Source organism: Alteromonas abrolhosensis, from assembly GCF_001953635.1.
GTDB lineage: Bacteria > Pseudomonadota > Gammaproteobacteria > Enterobacterales > Alteromonadaceae > Alteromonas > Alteromonas abrolhosensis.
The window spans coordinates 145607-165007 of record NZ_MEJH01000009.1; the positions used below are offsets into that span (position 1 = coordinate 145607).

1 pseudogene is annotated in these 19401 nt (G+C 50.8%); it reads left to right on the plus strand.

Features of this window, described 5'->3' with window-relative positions:
* Positions 1-11 precede the first annotated feature (11 nt).
* Positions 12-19338 (plus strand): annotated as a pseudogene (locus tag BGK61_RS14255) (BapA/Bap/LapF family large adhesin).
* The last annotated feature ends 63 nt before the right edge of the window (positions 19339-19401 follow it).

The following is a 19401-nucleotide window of genomic DNA, read 5'->3' on the forward strand; positions in this document are numbered from 1 at the left end:
GAGAGGGAATTATGGCTGAAGTAATCATTGCAGAAGTAAACGGTGAGGCTTCTTTGGTTCGTGGTGACACAGGTGAACAAGTCAATGTAACAGTTGGAATGACTGTCGCTGAAGGTGATGTCTTAACTATTTCACCCAACGGTGTGGTTACCGTCAGCGTGGACGGAGAACTTCGCACGCTACCTGCTGGACAAAGCGTTACTTTTCCACTTCAGCTAGATTTTACTGACAGTAGTTCTGATGACGAATTCGCCGTTTTTGACGAAAGTGTTGATGAACTTGCAGCATTACTTGATGGCGTAGAAAATATTGAAGGAAACGCTCAAGAGGGAGATGCCGATTTCCTTGATGTGCTTGCTGGTGAAGGCGATATTTTAGAATCGTTGGAAGCGACAGCCGCAGGTCTTGACGGAGGCGCAGGTTCCGATGGCGGTAGTAACTTTGTTCGCGTTGATCGCATAAATGAAGAAGTCGACCCAGTGGGGTTTCAGTTTGATCAAAATGCTAATAGCAACAACGATGTTACGCCAATCGAGTTTTCTGGAACAGGCGAGCAAGCGCAAGACATTTCACTTACCCTAGATGCGATAGGCTTAACAAGCGACACTACGCCAACACTTTCAGGGATTACTTCAGCAATTCCAGGCAGTACAGTCACACTAACCGTTACCGACAGCGCTGGAAACACTCAAGTTCTAACCGCCATAGTACAAGGCGACGGTACGTTCAGTGTAGGCGTACCAAATGCACTGGCTGATGGTGAGTTCACGGTAGATGCTACCGTGTTAGAACCTACTGGTAACACTGCTGATGTTTCTACTACCGGTGAAATTGATACTACCGCCCCAACCATTACCATTAATGCGCCGGGTTCTGATAACGACACCACACCTACCCTTTCAGGTACAACCGATGCCACACCGGGAAGCACAGTTACGCTAACCATTACCGATAGTGCGGGCAATACGCAAACCGTGACTGCCATTGTGCAAGCAGACGGCACCTATAGCGTTGATGTTCCTGCAGAATTGGCCGAAGGTGAATTTACCGTTAACGCCAGCGTGACGGATGAGGCTGGCAATACAGCAACCGCTGATACTACAGGTGAAATTGATACCACCGCCCCAACCATTACCATTAACGCGCCGGGTTCTGATAACGACACCACACCTACCCTTTCAGGTACCACTGATGCCACACCGGGAAGCACAGTTACGTTAACCATTACCGATAGTGCGGGCAATACGCAAACCGTGACTACCATTGTGCAAGCAGACGGCACGTATAGCGTTGATGTACCTGCTGAATTAGCCGAAGGCGAATTTACTGTTAACGCCAGCGTTACCGATGAAGCAGGCAATACAGCAACCGCTGATACCGTAGGGGAAATTGATACTACCGCCCCAACCATTACCATTAACGCGCCGGGTTCTGATAACGACACCACACCTACCCTGTCAGGTACCACTGATGCCACACCGGGTAGCACAGTTACGCTAACCATTACCGATAGTGCGGGCAATACGCAAACCGTGACTACCATTGTGCAAGCAGACGGCACCTATAGCGTTGACGTACCTGCTGAATTAGCTGAAGGCGAATTTACCGTTAACGCCAGCGTCACCGACGAAGCGGGCAATTCAGCAACCACAGACACCACGGGCGTGATTGATACTACGGCACCGTCGATCACTATCGACACCATAGCAACAGATAACGACACTACGCCAACCCTTTCAGGCACCACTGATGCCACACCGGGTAGCACAGTTACGCTAACCATTACCGATAGTGCGGGCAATACTCAAACCGTGACTGCCATTGTGCAAGCAGACGGCACGTACAGCGTTGACGTACCTGCCGAATTAGCCGAAGGTGAATTTACCGTTAACGCCAGCGTCACCGACGAAGCGGGCAACACAGCAACCACAGATGCTGCCGGCGAGATTGATACTACAGCACCTTCGATCACTATCGATACCATAGCGACAGGTAACGACACTACGCCTACTCTTTCCGGTACCACCGATGCCACACCGGGTAGTACAGTAACGTTGACCATTACCNGAATTAGCCGAAGGTGAATTTACCGTTAACGCCAGCGTCACCGACGAAGCGGGCAACACAGCAACCACAGATGCTGCCGGCGAGATTGATACTACAGCACCTTCGATCACTATCGATACCATAGCGACAGGTAACGACACTACGCCTACTCTTTCCGGTACCACCGATGCCACACCGGGTAGTACAGTAACGTTGACCATTACCGACAGTGCGGGCGTTACTCAAACCGTGACTGCCACTGTGCAAGCAGACGGCACCTATAGCGTTGATGTACCTGCTGAATTAGCCGAAGGTGAATTTACCGTTAACGCCAGCGTCACCGACGAAGCGGGCAACACAGCAACCACAGATGCTGCCGGCGAGATTGATACTACAGCACCTTCGATCACTATCGATACCATAGCGACAGGTAACGACACTACGCCTACTCTTTCCGGTACCACCGATGCCACACCGGGTAGTACAGTAACGTTGACCATTACCGATAGTGCAGGCGTTACTCAAACCGTGACTGCCATTGTGCAAGCAGACGGCACCTATAGCGTTGACGTACCTGCTGAACTGACTGAAGGTGAATTTACGGTTAACGCCAGCGTGACTGATGAAGCAGGCAATACGGCCAATGCTGAAGCTCAGGGCGCAATTGACGTGACGGCGCCAACCATCTCATTAAACGACCCAGGAATAAATGGCGATGCTACACCCACACTCTCGGGTTTAACGGATGCCGTGCCCGGAAGCACGATAACTCTTACCGTTACCGATAGTGCTGGCGCTACTCAAACTTTTACCACTACTGTGCTTGCCGATGGTACCTTTACCGTTGAAGTTCCAAATGCGGTGGCAGAGGGTACCTACAGCGTAACTGCCGAGGTGACAGATGGTGCGGGTAACACTGCACAAGCAACAGCAAGTGGCGATTATGATTCTACAAGTCCTTCGACGACCGTAAATCAACCTGCGCCAACTAACGATACTACGCCCAACGTCTCTGGTGAAACCGATGCCCCTCCTGGCAGTGAAGTGGTCATTGTTGTTACAGATAGCGAGGGTAACGAACAAACAATCGTTACTACAGTGGGCGCTGACGGCACATTCAGCGAAGATGTTCCAACGGAACTTAGCGAAGGCGAGTACACGGTAGATGTTACTGTGACGGCACCAGCAGGTAACAGCTCGACTACTACAGTAACAGGCGAAATTGACACCACGGCGCCGATAATCAGCCTTGATCCTATTGGCTCAACCAATGATGACACGCCAGTGATAAATGGCGACACCGACGCAGAACCGGGTGCAATTGTAACGCTAGAAATCGTACATTCAGATGGCACTACGCAAACCCTTACTGCAACAGTGCAAGAAGACGGTAGCTTCAGTGCTGAGGTGCCGCAAGCACTCGCAAACGGCGACTTCACGGTAACCGCTACTGTGTCTGATGTGGCGGGCAATACCGCTTCAACCTCCATCGATGCAGTTATTAATACCCAAGGCCCTAATGTTGTTATTGAAACCGGCTCTCCTACCAACGGTAGTGAAGGCATAGGGGGATCGTCAGACGCCCCTAATTCAGAGGTTGTGGTTGTTATCACCGATAGCGACGGCAACAGCCAGACAATAACGGGGACAACCGATGAGAATGGCAACTTCAATGTAGCATTCCCTCCCGGCTCTGAAGAGGGCGAATACGAGATTGAAGTGACGGTGACAGACGGAAATGGCAATAGCTCTACCGCCACGGCCACTACTGTACTTGATACCACCCCACCGATTGTGAACATCGACCCGCAAACGGATACTAACGACACAACACCGACTATCTCAGGTGATACAGATTTACCCGCAGGCAGCGAGGTCGCTATTACCGTCACCGATAGTCAGGGTAATACGCAAACTGTTACCGCCATTGTTGATGAAAATGGTAATTTCAGCGCCAATGTTGAAGAAGCGTTAGCACAAGGCAACTATGAGGTTTCTGTCGAAGCAACTGATGCAGCGGGTAATACAACTACCGTTGTCGACAACAGTGGCAACATAGACACTACCGCACCAGCGCTTTCTTTAGATCCGCAAACTGACGGTAGCGACACCACGCCAACGATTTCAGGCTCTACCGATTTACCACCTGGTTCAACAGTAACCATTACGGTGACCGACAGCGCGGGCAACACACAAACTATCGATGCCATCGTTGATGAGAACGGTGATTTTAGCGTCGACGTGCAAACGCCGCTTACTGAGGGTGAATATACCGTAGAGGCCAGTGCAACAGACGAGGCAGGCAATACAACGACTGTCACTGAAAATGGCGGCAACATTGATACGCAAGCCCCCACCATTTCACTAGAGCCACTTGGCACAGGGAATGACACGACACCTTCAATTAGCGGCTCTACAAACTTGGAAGCAGGCAGCACGGTTACACTTACCGTTACCGATAGTGCTGGAAACAGCCAAACTTTTACTGCCACAGTAGACGCGAACGGCGAATTTAGCGCAGACGTGCCTGCTGAACTCGCTGACGGCGACTACACTGTTGAAGCAACAGCCACCGATGCTGCGGGAAATAGTGCTTCAACGTCACAAACTGGCACCGTGAACAGCAATGCGCCAAGCTTAACCCTTGACCCACTGGGTGATGATAACGACACCACGCCTACTATCTCAGGTACTACCGATTTACCCGCTGGCAGCACTGTTACACTGTCTGTTACCGATGCGCTTGGCAATACGCAAACATTTACGGCAACGGTAGACGGTTCTGGTAATTTCAGTGCCGATGTGCCCAATCCTTTAGCAGAAGGTGAATATAGCGTAACAGCTACAGCGACCGACGCGAACGGCAATACTGCAACGGCAACGGAAACTGGCGGTAATATCGATATTACATCGCCGCTGGTTAATCTAGATGCTCAAGGCAGTACTAATGATACTACGCCAACCATCTCAGGTAACACAGACCAGGCACCGGGTAGCAGTGTATCAATCACTGTTACAGACAGTGCAGGCAATACGCAAACCTTTGACGCTATAGTCGAAAATGACGGTACTTTCTCTGTTGACGTGCTGGCAGAGCTTGCCGACGGCAACTTTACCGTTACCGCCACTGTCACAGACGATGCGGGCAATCAAGATTCTGCAACAACACAGGGCAATATTGATACCGCAGCTCCAACGCTATCGCTTGACCCACAAGACATTGGCAACGACACCACACCACTTATTAGTGGCACGACAGATTTGCCACAAGGTAGCACGGTAACACTGGTCGTCACCGATAGCTTAGGTAATCAGCAAACTATTGAAGCCGTTGTTGATGAAAACGGAAACTTTAGCGCTGAAATACCTAGCGCATTAGCAGAAGGTAACTACTCCGTTACAGCAATCGCTGTCGATGAAAATGGTAATACCGCTAGCGTGACAGAAAACGGCGGCATTGTAGATACAACCGCACCATCGCTATCTTTAAATCCAGTGGGTTCTGGTAACGATTCCACACCCACTTTATCGGGCAGCACCGATCTGCCTGAAGGAAGTGTTGTCTCGCTAACGGTCGTAGATAGCGCAGGTAACACGCAAACCATCAACATCTTAGTCGATGCTAACGGTAATTTCTCTGTCGACGTACCGCAAGAACTGGCTGATGGAGACTATACGGTTACCGCCACGGCAGAAGACGAAGCAGGTAATGGAGTTACAGACAACGCAACGGGTAATATTAATACCACTGCACCCACGTTAGTGCTAGATGGTCAAGGCGAGACGAATGACAGCACGCCCGTTATTTCAGGTACCACCAGCTTACCTGAAGGAAGTACGGTTACCTTAACCGTAACGGATAGCGCAGGTAACACGCAAACGATTACCGCGACTGTAGGCACAGGCGGAACATTTAGTGCGGATGTTACCACTCCACTCGCTGATGGCGCTTACACCGTTACCGCCAGCGCAACTGACGGCGATGGCAATACGACAACAGTAACCGACAATGGCGGCGTTGTAGATACCACCGCGCCTACGCTTACCCTAGAAAATCCTGGCAGCACGGGTGACACCACACCAACACTTTCAGGCACGACAGACCTTCCTGAAGGAAGCACGGTTACGCTTGTCGTTACAGATAGCGCTGGAAACACGCAAACTATCAATGCCTTGGTCGATGCAAATGGTAGCTTCAGTGTAGATGTGCCAAACGCACTAGCTGACGGCGACTTTACTGTGACTGCCACTGCAACCGACACTGCAGGCAATACCGCGAATGCCAATACAACAGGTAGTGTAGATAGCGAAGCGCCGCTGTTAACCCTTGATACACAAGGCGCTACTAGCGATGTTACCCCTACTATCACAGGTACTACCGACGTGGCACCTGGCACGCTGGTTACCATTACTGTGGTAGATGCCAATGGTAACTCGCAAAGTTTCCAAGCAGCCGTGCAAGCAGACGGCACATTCAGTGCCGATCTGCCTAGCGCCCTGGCTGAAGGTGACTTTACCGTTACGGCAACAGTAAGCGATGCACAAGGCAACACCGCGACGGCAAACGAAACAAATGGAAGTATTGATACACAAGCGCCTATTGTTACCGTTAACCCGTTAGATTCAGGTAATGACACTACGCCGGTTATTTCAGGTAATACAGATTTACCTGAAGGCTCTGTCGTTGTGATCACCGTAACTGACAGCAATGGTGACACGCAAACCATTAACGCATTGGTTGATGCTGACGGCAACTTTGCAACAGAGGTATTGTCTCCACTGCCTGAAGGAGATTACAGCGTCGAAGTTACTGCAACAGATGATGCAGGTAATTCAACAACCTCAACTGAGGACGGTGGCAATATTGACACCACCGCCCCTGTACTTACGCTAAATCCGCAAGGCACAGGCAACGATGAAACGCCTAGCATATCGGGCAGCACTGATTTAGCAACTGGAAGCACGGTAACGTTAACCGTCACAGATAGCGCAGGCAATACACAAACCTTTGACGCCATTGTGGACGCAAACGGTGACTTCAGCGCGGATGTTCCAAACGCTATACCAGACGGCAGCTACACGGTAACAGCAAGTGCCTCGGATGATGCAGGTAATACAACCACCACTTCTGATACCGGTACGTTAGATACCAGCGCCCCTGCGTTGACATTAGATGCGCAAGTTACGGTTAGCGATACTACACCAACCATTTCAGGTACGACTGACCTACCCGCGGGTTCAACCGTGACGCTTTTTGTCACTGATAGTGCAGGCAACACCCAAACCTTTACTGCACTTGTTGATGCGAGCGGTAACTTTAGTGCTGATGTCCCCGCGCCTCTTGCCGAAGGTGATTACTCAGTAACCGCTACCGCTACAGACAGCAACGGAAATAGTGCCTCTGTCACCGACAATAACGGTATCGTCGATACTGTCGCCCCCGTTATTTCACTAGATGCGCTGGGTTCAAATAACGATACTACGCCGACCATTTCAGGCACTACGGACTTAGCAGCAGGTGAGAGCGTAACGCTGTCGATCACCGATAACGCTGGCAATACCCAAACTGTGACCGCAACGGTTGACGCAAACGGCAACTTTACTGTTGATGTGCCAGCCGCACTGGCCGAAGGTGACTATACGGTTACTGCAACGGCGACCGACGATGCTGGCAACAGTGCGTCAGCCAATGCAACAGGTACCATAGACACCACAGCGCCTACCCTAATCTTAGACCCTCAAGGATTAGGCAACGACACGACGCCAACCATTTCGGGAAGTACAGATCTAGCCGAAGGTAGCGTGGTCTCCTTGGTTATCACAGATAGTGCTGGCAACATTCAAACGGTTGCAGCAACAGTTGATGCTGCAGGAAACTTTACGGTTGATGTACCCGCGGCACTTGCTGAAGGCTCATACAGTGTTGAAGCTACCGCCATTGATGAAGCAGGCAACAGCACGTCGGTTCTTGATAATTCAGGTGTTATCGACATCACGCCACCTGAGCTAAACCTTGACGAACTAACGCCAGAGAATAACGCTACGCCAACTATTTCTGGCACCACAAACCTTCCAGCTGGCGCCATTGTCACACTAACGGTGGTCGATAGTGCGGGTAATACGCAAACCTTTGCCGCTACGGTTCAAACCAACGGCAGTTTTTCAGCCAACGTACCTTCACCACTAGCTGAAGGTGACTATACGGTTACCGCAACGGCTCAAGACGCGGCAGGTAACCAAGGTTCTGATTCTGAAACGGGTGGCAGCGTAGATACCACAGCACCTGTTATCACTTTGGATCCGCTTGGTACAGGTAACGATAACACGCCTACCATTAGCGGAAGTACCGACCTGGCCGCAGGAAGTACAGTAACGATTACAGTAACTGACAGTGTTGGCACTGTGCAGACGTTTACTGCAGCTGTTGATGCTAACGGCGACTTCAGTGCAGATGTGCCTAATCCTATGGCTGACGGAAACTTCGACGTTGCTGCAACGGCCACTGACGCTGCAGGCAATACTGCTACAGATACAGTGAGCGGCGACATAAACTCTGCCGCGCCTACCCTATCCCTTGATCCTCTTGGTTCGGGCAACGACACGACGCCGACCATTTCAGGTAATACCGACTTAGCGCCAGGTAGCACTGTAACGCTGACTGTGACTGACAGTGCTGGAAACACGCAGACATTCAGTGCCATAGTTCAAGGTGATGGAAGCTTTACGGCTGATGTTCCTGCAAGCTTACCTGAAGGTGACTATGCTGTTACTGCCACCGCCATAGACGGCGCTGGCAACAGTGCATCGGTAACCGAAAATGGCGGTAACATTGATACCACAGCCCCATCGATAACCATCGATACACAAGGGCTTGGCAATGATGCAACGCCGTCTATCTCTGGCACCACAGACCTCAATGCTGGCGACACAGTTAGCATAAGCGTGACAGACAACGCTGGAAATACACAAACATTCACTGCAACCGTTCAAAACGATGGTACTTACAGTGCTGATGTTCCTGCCGATTTAGCTGAAGGCAGTTTCAGTGTGACCGTCACTGCGACTGACGATGCGGGTAATTCAGCAACGGCAATAGATAACAACGGTGTCATAGATACAGCAGCCCCCACCATAACGTTAGACGCACAAGGCCTAACCAACGACGCTACACCGACTATATCGGGAACCACCGACTTAGCTGCGGGCAGCACTGTAAGCATTAGCGTGACTGACAGCCAAGGCAATACGCAAACTTTCACTGCCACTGTTCAAGGGAACGGTAGCTTTAGCGCTGATGTGCCCCTTGACCTTGCAGAAGGCGATTACACCGTAGAAGTGACGGCGACTGATGATGCAGGTAATCAAAACGCAGCGGTTGATAACAACGGTACAGTTGACACCACCCCACCTGTTATCAACTTAGATCCAGTGGCCAGCGGCAATGACTCAACGCCAATCTTGAGCGGTACTACCGACTTGCCAGAGGGAGCAACAATTACACTGGTTGTCACCGATGCAGGCGGCAATGTACAGAACCTTACAACTACGGTAAACGCGGATGGCACTTTCTCAGTTGAAGTACCCAGCGCGCTTGTTGATGGCGATTACGATGTAACAGTAAGTGCGAGCGATGCTGCGGGCAATAGCACGACAGTGACGGATAGCGGCAATATTAATGCAAGCGCCCCGGACATTACCCTAGATGCTCTTGGCCAGACAAACGATGCTACCCCCCTTATTTCTGGCACAACTAACGCGCCAGTTGGTGCCACTGTCACCTTAACAGTGACAGATAGTGCTGGAGCAGTTCAAACCTTCACCGCAACAGTACAAGGAGATGGCACCTTCAGCGCAAGCGTACCGTCAGACTTGGCCGAAGGTAGTTACACAGTTGTCGCAGAAGTAACTGACGGTGCCGGAAATACAGGCTCTGACTCTGAAACTGGCGGTGTGGTAGATACCACATCACCGGCTATTGATGTGGCAGAGCAAGGCATTGGCAATGATGCAACACCAACCATTAGCGGCACGACAGACCAGCCAGTTGGAAGCACGGTTTCAATTACCGTCACCGATAACGCTGGTAATATACAAACCTTAACAGCAACCGTACAAGGTGATGGCTCCTTCAGCGTAGACGTACCCGCCACCTTGGCTGAGGGTACCTACACAGTTCAGGCTACCGTTGTTGACGAAGCTGGTAATACAGCGTCCGACGCTGAAACCGGCGTAATCGACACAATTTCACCTGTTATTACGCTGGACGAGCCAGGTACAGTTAGCGACTCAACGCCAACCATAAGCGGTACTGTAGATTTACCGCAAGGTTCTACAGTGCAAATAACGGTTGTTGATAGTGCGGGTAATATCCAGGTGTTCTCTGCATTGGTTGCCGCAGGCGGCGTATTCTCTGCCGACGTACCAACGGCAATGGCTGAAGGAAACTTCACTGTCTCAGCAACCGCCACTGATTCAGCAGGCAACAGTACAACCGATAACGAGGCAGGCGTAGTTGATACTCTAGTACCTACACTTACTATAGATGTTGCCGATGCCACTAACGACGCGACGCCACTCATTACCGGTACAACCGATGAGCCTGCGGGCTCTGTGGTAACTATTTTGGTAACGGATAGCGCTGGTGCGACCCAGACCTTAAGTGCAGTGGTACAGGCCGATGGTTCTTTCTCTATCTCCCCAGGTACGAATTTAGCTGAAGGCGACTTCACGGTAAGCGCTACCATCAGTGATGAGGCAGGTAATACAGCGACAGCGAGTGATGCTGGAAGCATAGACACTACAGCACCATCACTAACCTTAACGCCACTTGAGGAAGGCAATGACACAACGCCTACCCTATCTGGTAGCACAAACCTTGCGCAGGGTAGTGAAGTTACGCTTGTGGTAACTGACAGCGCAGGAAATGTTCAAACCCTCACAGCTACAGTTGATGTAAATGGAAACTTTACAGTGGATGTGCCTGCGCCTTTAGCTGAAGGTGCATACAGTGTTGAAGCCACGGCAAGTGATGAAGCGGGTAATAGCACTACCGTCATAGACAATACAGGCGTTATTGATACGACAGCCCCTACCCTATCGTTAGATACACTAGCCCCAGACAGCGACACAACGCCTACAATATCAGGGAATACTGACCTGCCTGCAGGTGCAACGGTAACGATTACGGTTACGGATAACGCAGGTGTAAGCCAAACCTTCGATGCAATCGTTCAGGGAGACGGCAGTTTCTCGGCCGATGTGCCAAGCCCCATGGCTGAAGGAGGGTATACCGTTACCGCCGTTGCCCAAGACCCAGCAGGTAATGAGACGACTGCCACTGAAACAAACGGTAGCGTAGACACTACCGCGCCGACGATCAATTTAGATGCACAAGGCACAGGTAACGATACCACGCCAACGATCACCGGTAGCACCGATTTAAGCGCAGGTAGTTCAGTGACCATAACCGTCACCGACAGCGCGGGAGCAGAACAGACATTTACGGCTATTGTCGATAGCCTTGGTAATTTTAGCGCCGCCGTGCCCAATGCAATGGCAGACGGAAACTTCGATGTTACTGCTACCGCCACTGATGCTGCTGGAAATTCAGCGTCTGATACTACCAGCGGAATTATCAATACAGCCGTGCCAAACCTAACCTTGGACTCGCTTGGCACAGGAAACGACACAACACCGACCATTTCCGGTACTACAGATATTGCGCCAGGCAGCACCGTATCCATCAGCGTTACCGATAGTGCAGGAAACACCCAAACATTTGACGCCATTGTTCAAGCTAATGGCACCTTCTCTGTAGATGTGCCAGCAGCCTTATCTGAAGGTAATTATTCAGTCACCGCAAGTGCAACAGATGGCGCGGGTAATACGGCAACCGCAAACGAAAATGGCGGTGTTATCGATACTACTGCGCCAGGTGCGCCTACTGTTGATGCAAGCAACGGTACCGAAATTACCGGCACAGCCGAAGCAGGAGCCATCGTAAACGTAGACGTTGACGGTGATGGCACACCTGATTTCACAGTGATTGCTGATGGCGATGGTAACTGGTCAGTAACACCCACAACACCGCTAGCGGATGGCGTGGTTGTCACGGCAACAGCTACCGATGAAGCAGGCAATACGAGTAGCCCGGCGTCTGATACGGTAGACGCTGTTGCGCCAATCGTTGCCTTTGACGACCTAACGACTAACGACACCACGCCTGCACTTACCGGTTCGGTGGACGACCCAACCGCCATTGTGGTCATTACCATTAACGGTACGGACTATACCGCGACAAACAATGGTGATGGCAGCTGGACACTGGCTGACGATATCGTTGCCGCGCTGGCTGAAGGTAGCTATACCGCTACGGTTACTGCCACTGATGCCGATGGTAACACCGGAACTAACTCTGGTACTGTGGTGATTGATACCACTGCTCCGGCAGCGCCTACTGTCGATGCAGGTAACGGCACTGAAATTACTGGTACCGCTGAAGCAGGCGCAACTGTAAACGTGGACGTGGATGGCGACGGCACGCCAGACTTCACCGTCATTGCTGATGGCGATGGAAATTGGTCAATAACACCCACTACACCGCTAGCCGATGGCGTGGTCGTTACGGCAACAGCGGTTGATGAAGCTGGCAATGTCAGTGCACAAGCGTCAGATACAGTAGATGCTGTTGCGCCAGTCGTTGCAATCAATGACTTAACCACTAATGACGCTACACCAGAGCTAACCGGAACGGTTGACGATCCAAGCGCTATCGTAGTAGTGACCATTGATGGCGTGGACTACACCGCAACTAACAATGGCGATGGAAGCTGGACCCTGGCTGACGATGCAGTGGCTGCACTTGCAGATGGTAGCTATACCGCTACCGTTACTGCCACGGATGCCGATGGCAATGTAGGTTCAAATTCAGGAACGGTAGTGATTGATACTACACCACCTGCCATACCTACTGTGGATGCGGGCAACGGTACCGAAATTACCGGTACCGCTGAAGCAGGCGCAACCGTAAATGTAGACGTGGATGGCGACGGCACACCCGATTTCACCGTCATTGCTGATGGCGACGGTAATTGGAGTATTACGCCTGATACACCGCTTGCCGATGGCGTAATTGTGACCGTAACGGCAACTGACGCAGCGGGTAACATTAGCAACCCAGTCTCAGACACGGTTGACGCGGCTGCACCAGTAGTTGCCTTCAACGATTTAACAACAAATGATACAACGCCGGCACTTACTGGTTCGGTCGATGACCCCACAGCCACGGTGGTTGTTACCATCAATGGTGCCGACTATACCGCCACTAATAACGGTGATGGCACGTGGACACTGGCTGACGATGCTGTGGCGGGTCTTGCTGAAGGTAGTTATACCGCAACGGTGACTGCAACAGACCCAGAAGGTAATGTGGGTACGAATACTGGTACAGTGGTTATTGATACCACAGCACCAGCAGCGCCTACCGTGGAAGCGGGCAACGGCACTGAAATTACCGGCACAGCCGAAGCGGGCGCTACGGTAAATGTGGATGTAGACGGAGACGGCACGCCAGATTTCACCGTCATCGCTGATGGTGACGGCAATTGGAGCGTAACGCCAGATACACAATTAGCAGATGGAGTTGTAGTAACGGCAACGGCTACCGATGAAGCGGGTAACACCAGTGGGCCTGCATCTGACACGGTAGACGCCGTGGCACCTGTCGTAACCATCAATGATGTAACGACCAACGACACTACGCCTGCACTAACGGGTACGGTTGATGACCCAACGGCTACTGTAGTAGTCACCATTGACGGCAACGACTATACCGCTACCAATAACGGTGACGGTACGTGGACGCTGGCCGATGACGTAGTCGCTACACTCGCCGAAGGTAGTTACCCAACATCTGTTACTGCAACTGACGATGCGGGTAATACCGATACCGACACTGGTACTGTAGTAATTGATACCACCGCGCCTACCGTTGCAATAAACGATCTGACTACCAACGACACCACGCCTGAGCTTACCGGTACGGTGAACGACCCCAATGCGGTTGTGGTGGTAACGATTGATGGCAACGACTATACCGCTACCAATAACGGTGACGGTACATGGACACTGGCTGACAACGTCGTCGCAACGCTTGCAGAAGGCAGCTACCCTACATCGGTAAGCGCGACAGACGCTGCTGGCAACACGGTAACCAATACAGGTACAGTGGTAATTGATACCACAGCGCCTACCGTTGCAATAAACGATCTAACCACCAACGACACCACGCCTGAGCTTACCGGTACGGTAAACGACCACAATGCGGTTGTGGTGGTAACGATTGACGGTAATGATTACACCGCTACCAATAACGGTGACGGCACATGGACACTGGCTGATAACATAGTCGCCACGCTCGCTGAAGGCAGCTATCCAACATCGGTAAGCGCGACAGACGCCGCGGGGAATACTGTCACCAACACGGGTACAGTGGTTATTGATACCACCGCGCCTACGGTTGCAATAAACAATCTTACCACCAACGACACCACGCCTGAGCTTACCGGTACGGTGAACGCCCCCAATGCGGTTGTGGTGGTAACGGTTGACGGCAACGACTATACCGCTACCAACAATGGTGACGGCACTTGGACGTTAGCTGATAACGCAGTTGCTACACTCGCTGAAGGTAGCTACCCCACTTCTGTTACTGCAACAGACGCCGCGGGCAACACGGTAACCAATACCGGCACGGTGGTTATTGATACCACCGCGCCTACCGTTGCAATAAACGATCTAACCACCAACGACACCACGCCAGAGCTTACCGGTTCGGTAAACGATCCCAATGCAGTTGTGGTGGTAACGATTGACGGCAATGATTACACCGCTACCAACAATGGTGATGGCACGTGGACGTTAGCTGATAACGTAGTCGCTACGCTCGCTGAAGGCAGCTATCCAACATCGGTAAGCGCGACAGACGCCGCGGGCAATACGGTGACCAACACAGGTACAGTGGTTATTGATACCACCGCGCCTACCGTTGCAATAAACGATCTAACCACCAACGATACTACGCCTGAGCTTACCGGTACGGTGAACGACCCGAATGCGGTTGTGGTGGTGACCATCGACGGTAATGACTATACCGCTACCAACAATGGTGACGGCACGTGGACGTTAGCTGACAATATCGTCGCACTGCTTGCTGAAGGAAATTATACGGCTGTGGTTACCGCCACAGATGCGGTAGGCAATGTTGCTACTGACACAAGTACAGTTGTTATCGATACAAGTATTGATGAGAACAATAATGGTCAGACAGTTACGTTCGATAGTATCTCAAATGACTCCGGGGTGGCTGGAGACTTTATTACTAGCGATAGCACGCTAATCTTTAATGGAACGGTTGACCTTGGTGACAATACTACCCTAACCGTTACCGTTGATGGCACGTCCTATACCTTTGGCACTGACCCTGAACTTACCATTGATGGCAGCGGTAATTGGAGCCTTGATTTAACAGGCACACCGCTACCAGCAGGTACCTACGCGGTGGTGGCAACAGTCACCGACGAAGCAGGTAACTCGGCGAGCACGGCAAGCCAAAATGTTGTCGTACAGGCTCTCGATGCGATAAACGACGGTAACGCTATTAATATGGGCGAACCTGTAGTTACTGTTAACCCACCGGAAACCACCAGCGACGTGCAGGTGATTGGCTTAGCTGAATCTACAGGTGGCGTGGATGCAAGCGCCTCCTTTACGGTATCACCTGATAATGTGGGTGAAGTGCTCATAGAAGTCGAGCAAGTTGCACTTGTTGCTGTTGCCGATGCCTACATAGTCGAGGTATACGACGAAAGTGGCCAGCTGGTCTATCAAGGGGTCAGTGCTAGCTCACAACTTACGGATGTCGGCGGACTTGAAATATTCAATGTCTCAGGGGATGAAACGATCTCTTTCTCGCTAGCAGGTCTAGCAGCAGGCACTTATAGCGTAGTTGTTCGCAACGACGAAAACTTGTTGGAAGACTTGTTAGATAACGACAACAGCAACGATATTGATCTTGATGAACTTGGCACAGCGGGTGTGGTCCTTGGACCTGAAAACCAGGATGTCGTGCTTAATACGGTCGAAACAACACTGAACGGCGGTATCTTAAGTATTCCGTTAGGCACTGTAGGCACCCAGGTAAGAGGTATTTTAGAAACCATTTTAGATACCACTACTGTGATCGGTGCAGGAGACCTCGTAGGTGCAATTACGGGCCCACTTACCGATCTAGGATTACTTGGCTTCTTAGACGATATCGCTGCTGTTCTTGCAGACGTATTACTCAGCAATACATTAACCGTATTGCAGGATACTGACATTACCACCACATTGACAGAGTACACTTACACCGGCGAAATGGTTGCCCAAGGTAACCTAATCGACGGCGATTTAGGTGGCGTGGGTGCCGATACCATTTTAGACGGTGCTCAAGTGACGCTGGTTACTAACGCGTCTGGTGACAGTGTTGTGGTTCCTGCTTCAGGTACGGTTACTATTCAAGGTAACTATGGCGTATTGGAAATTGCTGCAGATGGTACCTACACCTATACCGCCGACGGCGATCGCAATTCTATTGGCCAAAATGAAGTGTTTAACTACACGTTATCTGACGGTGAAACCTCTGATATTGCATCGCTTACCATTACTATTTCGGGAAGTGACTTCCCGCCAGTTGTTGCACAAAACGACAGTAATGATATGGAGCTAGGCGCACAGACTGCTATCGTTAATGCGCCTGTTACCGACAGTGATTTACAAGTCATTGGTTTAGCAGAAGGATCGCCTGCTGCTGGCTCCCCAACTGCAAGTACAACCCTCACGGTTGACCCTGGGTTCTTCGGAGAAATAGTGGTTGAAGTTAGCCAAGAGGCTCTCGTTGCCGTTGCCGATGCTTATATCATTGAAATTGTGGACTCAAGTGGCAATGTTGTCGCTACAGCAATGACTCCTGATAACCCATTAATTGGAGATGTCGCTGGCGTCAATCTTATAGGGCTAACAGGTAACGATACACTGGTTGCTAAATTCTCTGGCCTACCAGCTGGCGACTATACGGTTGTTGTGCGCAATGATGAGAGCGCCCTAGAGAGTCTGTTTGACCAAAACAGCGACAGTTCAATTACGTTGACGGAATTGGGTAGCGGTGGCGTTGCTCTTGGTGAAGAAAACCAGGACGTTGTGCTAACTGCTGTAGAAGATGCGTTAAATGGTACGAACGCAAGTGTACTTAATGGACTTAGTTTGGGAACCGTTGTTCGGACACTTATTCTCGAACCCGCCCTAAGTACAGCTGATTCTATTGGTGCTGCCGACCTTGTAAGCAGGATCACCACAGGCCTCAATGAATTTGGGCTAGCCGCGTTTGTGGACGCAGCCCTTGACGCCGTCGCAGACGCATTGTTAAGCAATACGCTTACCTTATTACAGCAAACGGACGTTACTTCAACGCTAACCGAATATGCATTTGAGGGTAGCACCACCACTTCCGGTAATGTTATTGATGCTGCGAATACGGGCGATGTCAGCGATAGTATTGCCCAAGGTGGTGTGGTAACTCAGGTCACTCACACTAACGGCGAGTCGGTTACAGTGCTTGGTAGCGGCGCGGGTGGCGTGACTATTTCGGGTGACTTTGGCGATCTGACCATATATGAAGATGGTAGCTACACCTACGTAGCCAACGGAGTTCGCGACGGATTAGGTGACACTGATAGCTTCAGCTATACCATTTCAGATGGAACCAATACGTCTACTGCAAACTTAAACTTTAATTTGTCTGGACAAGGTGTATCTGCTGACTCGGCACGTGCTGAATTGACCTACGACTTTGTTTCAGAAGCTGGTCCGACAGAGTTAGATGCGTTAACGCACTCTTATTTGCTGGGATTGGGCGGGAGCTTTACTGATACAAGCAGTACGTTCGCCGTCACTGCAAATACTACACAGGACATCACGTTAAACGTTGATAACGGCAGCCTACTGTCACTTGTTTCAAGCCTTACTGTTACCGTAGAAAAGTTTGAAAACGGCGCGTGGGAAGCGTACAGGGTTTTCCCTAATGGCGAGTTGATTAGCTTATTAGGCATTGATGGCGATACCGTGCTTACCGTCAACGGATTAACTGAAGGTTTGTACCGTCTGTCTATGAGCGGGACAACTGGCGTTGGCGTAGCCGGAAGTATTAGTGTAGACCTGTCTTCTACCATCAACTATCTTGACCAGTTTGAGGTGGATGGCGTGCAAACGGCCACCGGTAATTTATTTGAAAACGACGTGCTGTTCGGTCCTACTTACGATGTAACCGTATCAACTGACGGCGTCATCTTCCAAGACGCTACTGGGGGGATAACGTTAATCGGTGAATATGGCACGTTGCAAATTGACGAAACGGGTGCATACACTTACACCCCAGACAGCTCGTTAGCCGTATTTGGTGGAACCTTAACGGATACTTTTACTTACCGTATTGAATATCCAGACGGTACTATTGAACAAGCAGAATTTAACGTGTTTATTACGGCGTCGGGTGAAGGTGTACCAGAGGTAGTGACGACCACTTCATCTGAATCAGTAAGTGCTTCTGACAGCGGCGACACTGTCGTCACTGATGAACCTACAGCGCCTGATGTGATCGATTTAACAAGTCAAACGCTACAAACCGTTGAACTTAGCGCTGACACTCAACTGGTAACACCAGAAAGCGAGCCGACCGCTCCATTAATGAGTCCAGAGCCAGTAGAGAGTACGCCGGATATTATTAAGTTACCAGAAGACGAAGTGAGCACCACTGACACCACCGTAGGTGATGGTTTTGGCGGAGGTGACACCATCGACTTATCAGGTACTACGTTAGACACGGTTGATATCGGCAACCCTATTTCAACTACTCCAGAAGAAACGAGTCCGCTTTCTCCTGAGGTGTCAACGCCTGAAAGCACGTTGCCTGATGACACCATCACGCTTCCTGAGGAAGGGGATATTGTTACCACCGGGCCGGTTACGGAATTGATGGTAGATGTGGTAGATATTGATCTTCCTCCAGAGGATTTAATACTCCCCTCTACTGAGCCAACTTCGCCTGACTCTGGTAGCGAGAGTGCTTCCACTTCCAGTTCAAGCGACTTAGTAGGTGATACGTCTAAGGAAAGTGGAAGTGATGTAAGTGTGACGTCTCCAACGGAGTCAGAAGTACTGAAAACCGCAATTGATAAACTACCGCCAACGGATATTTAACCCGTTAATTACCTAAGAAAGAGCCCTCGTCTTCACGGGGGCTTTTTATATCTAGTACAAATA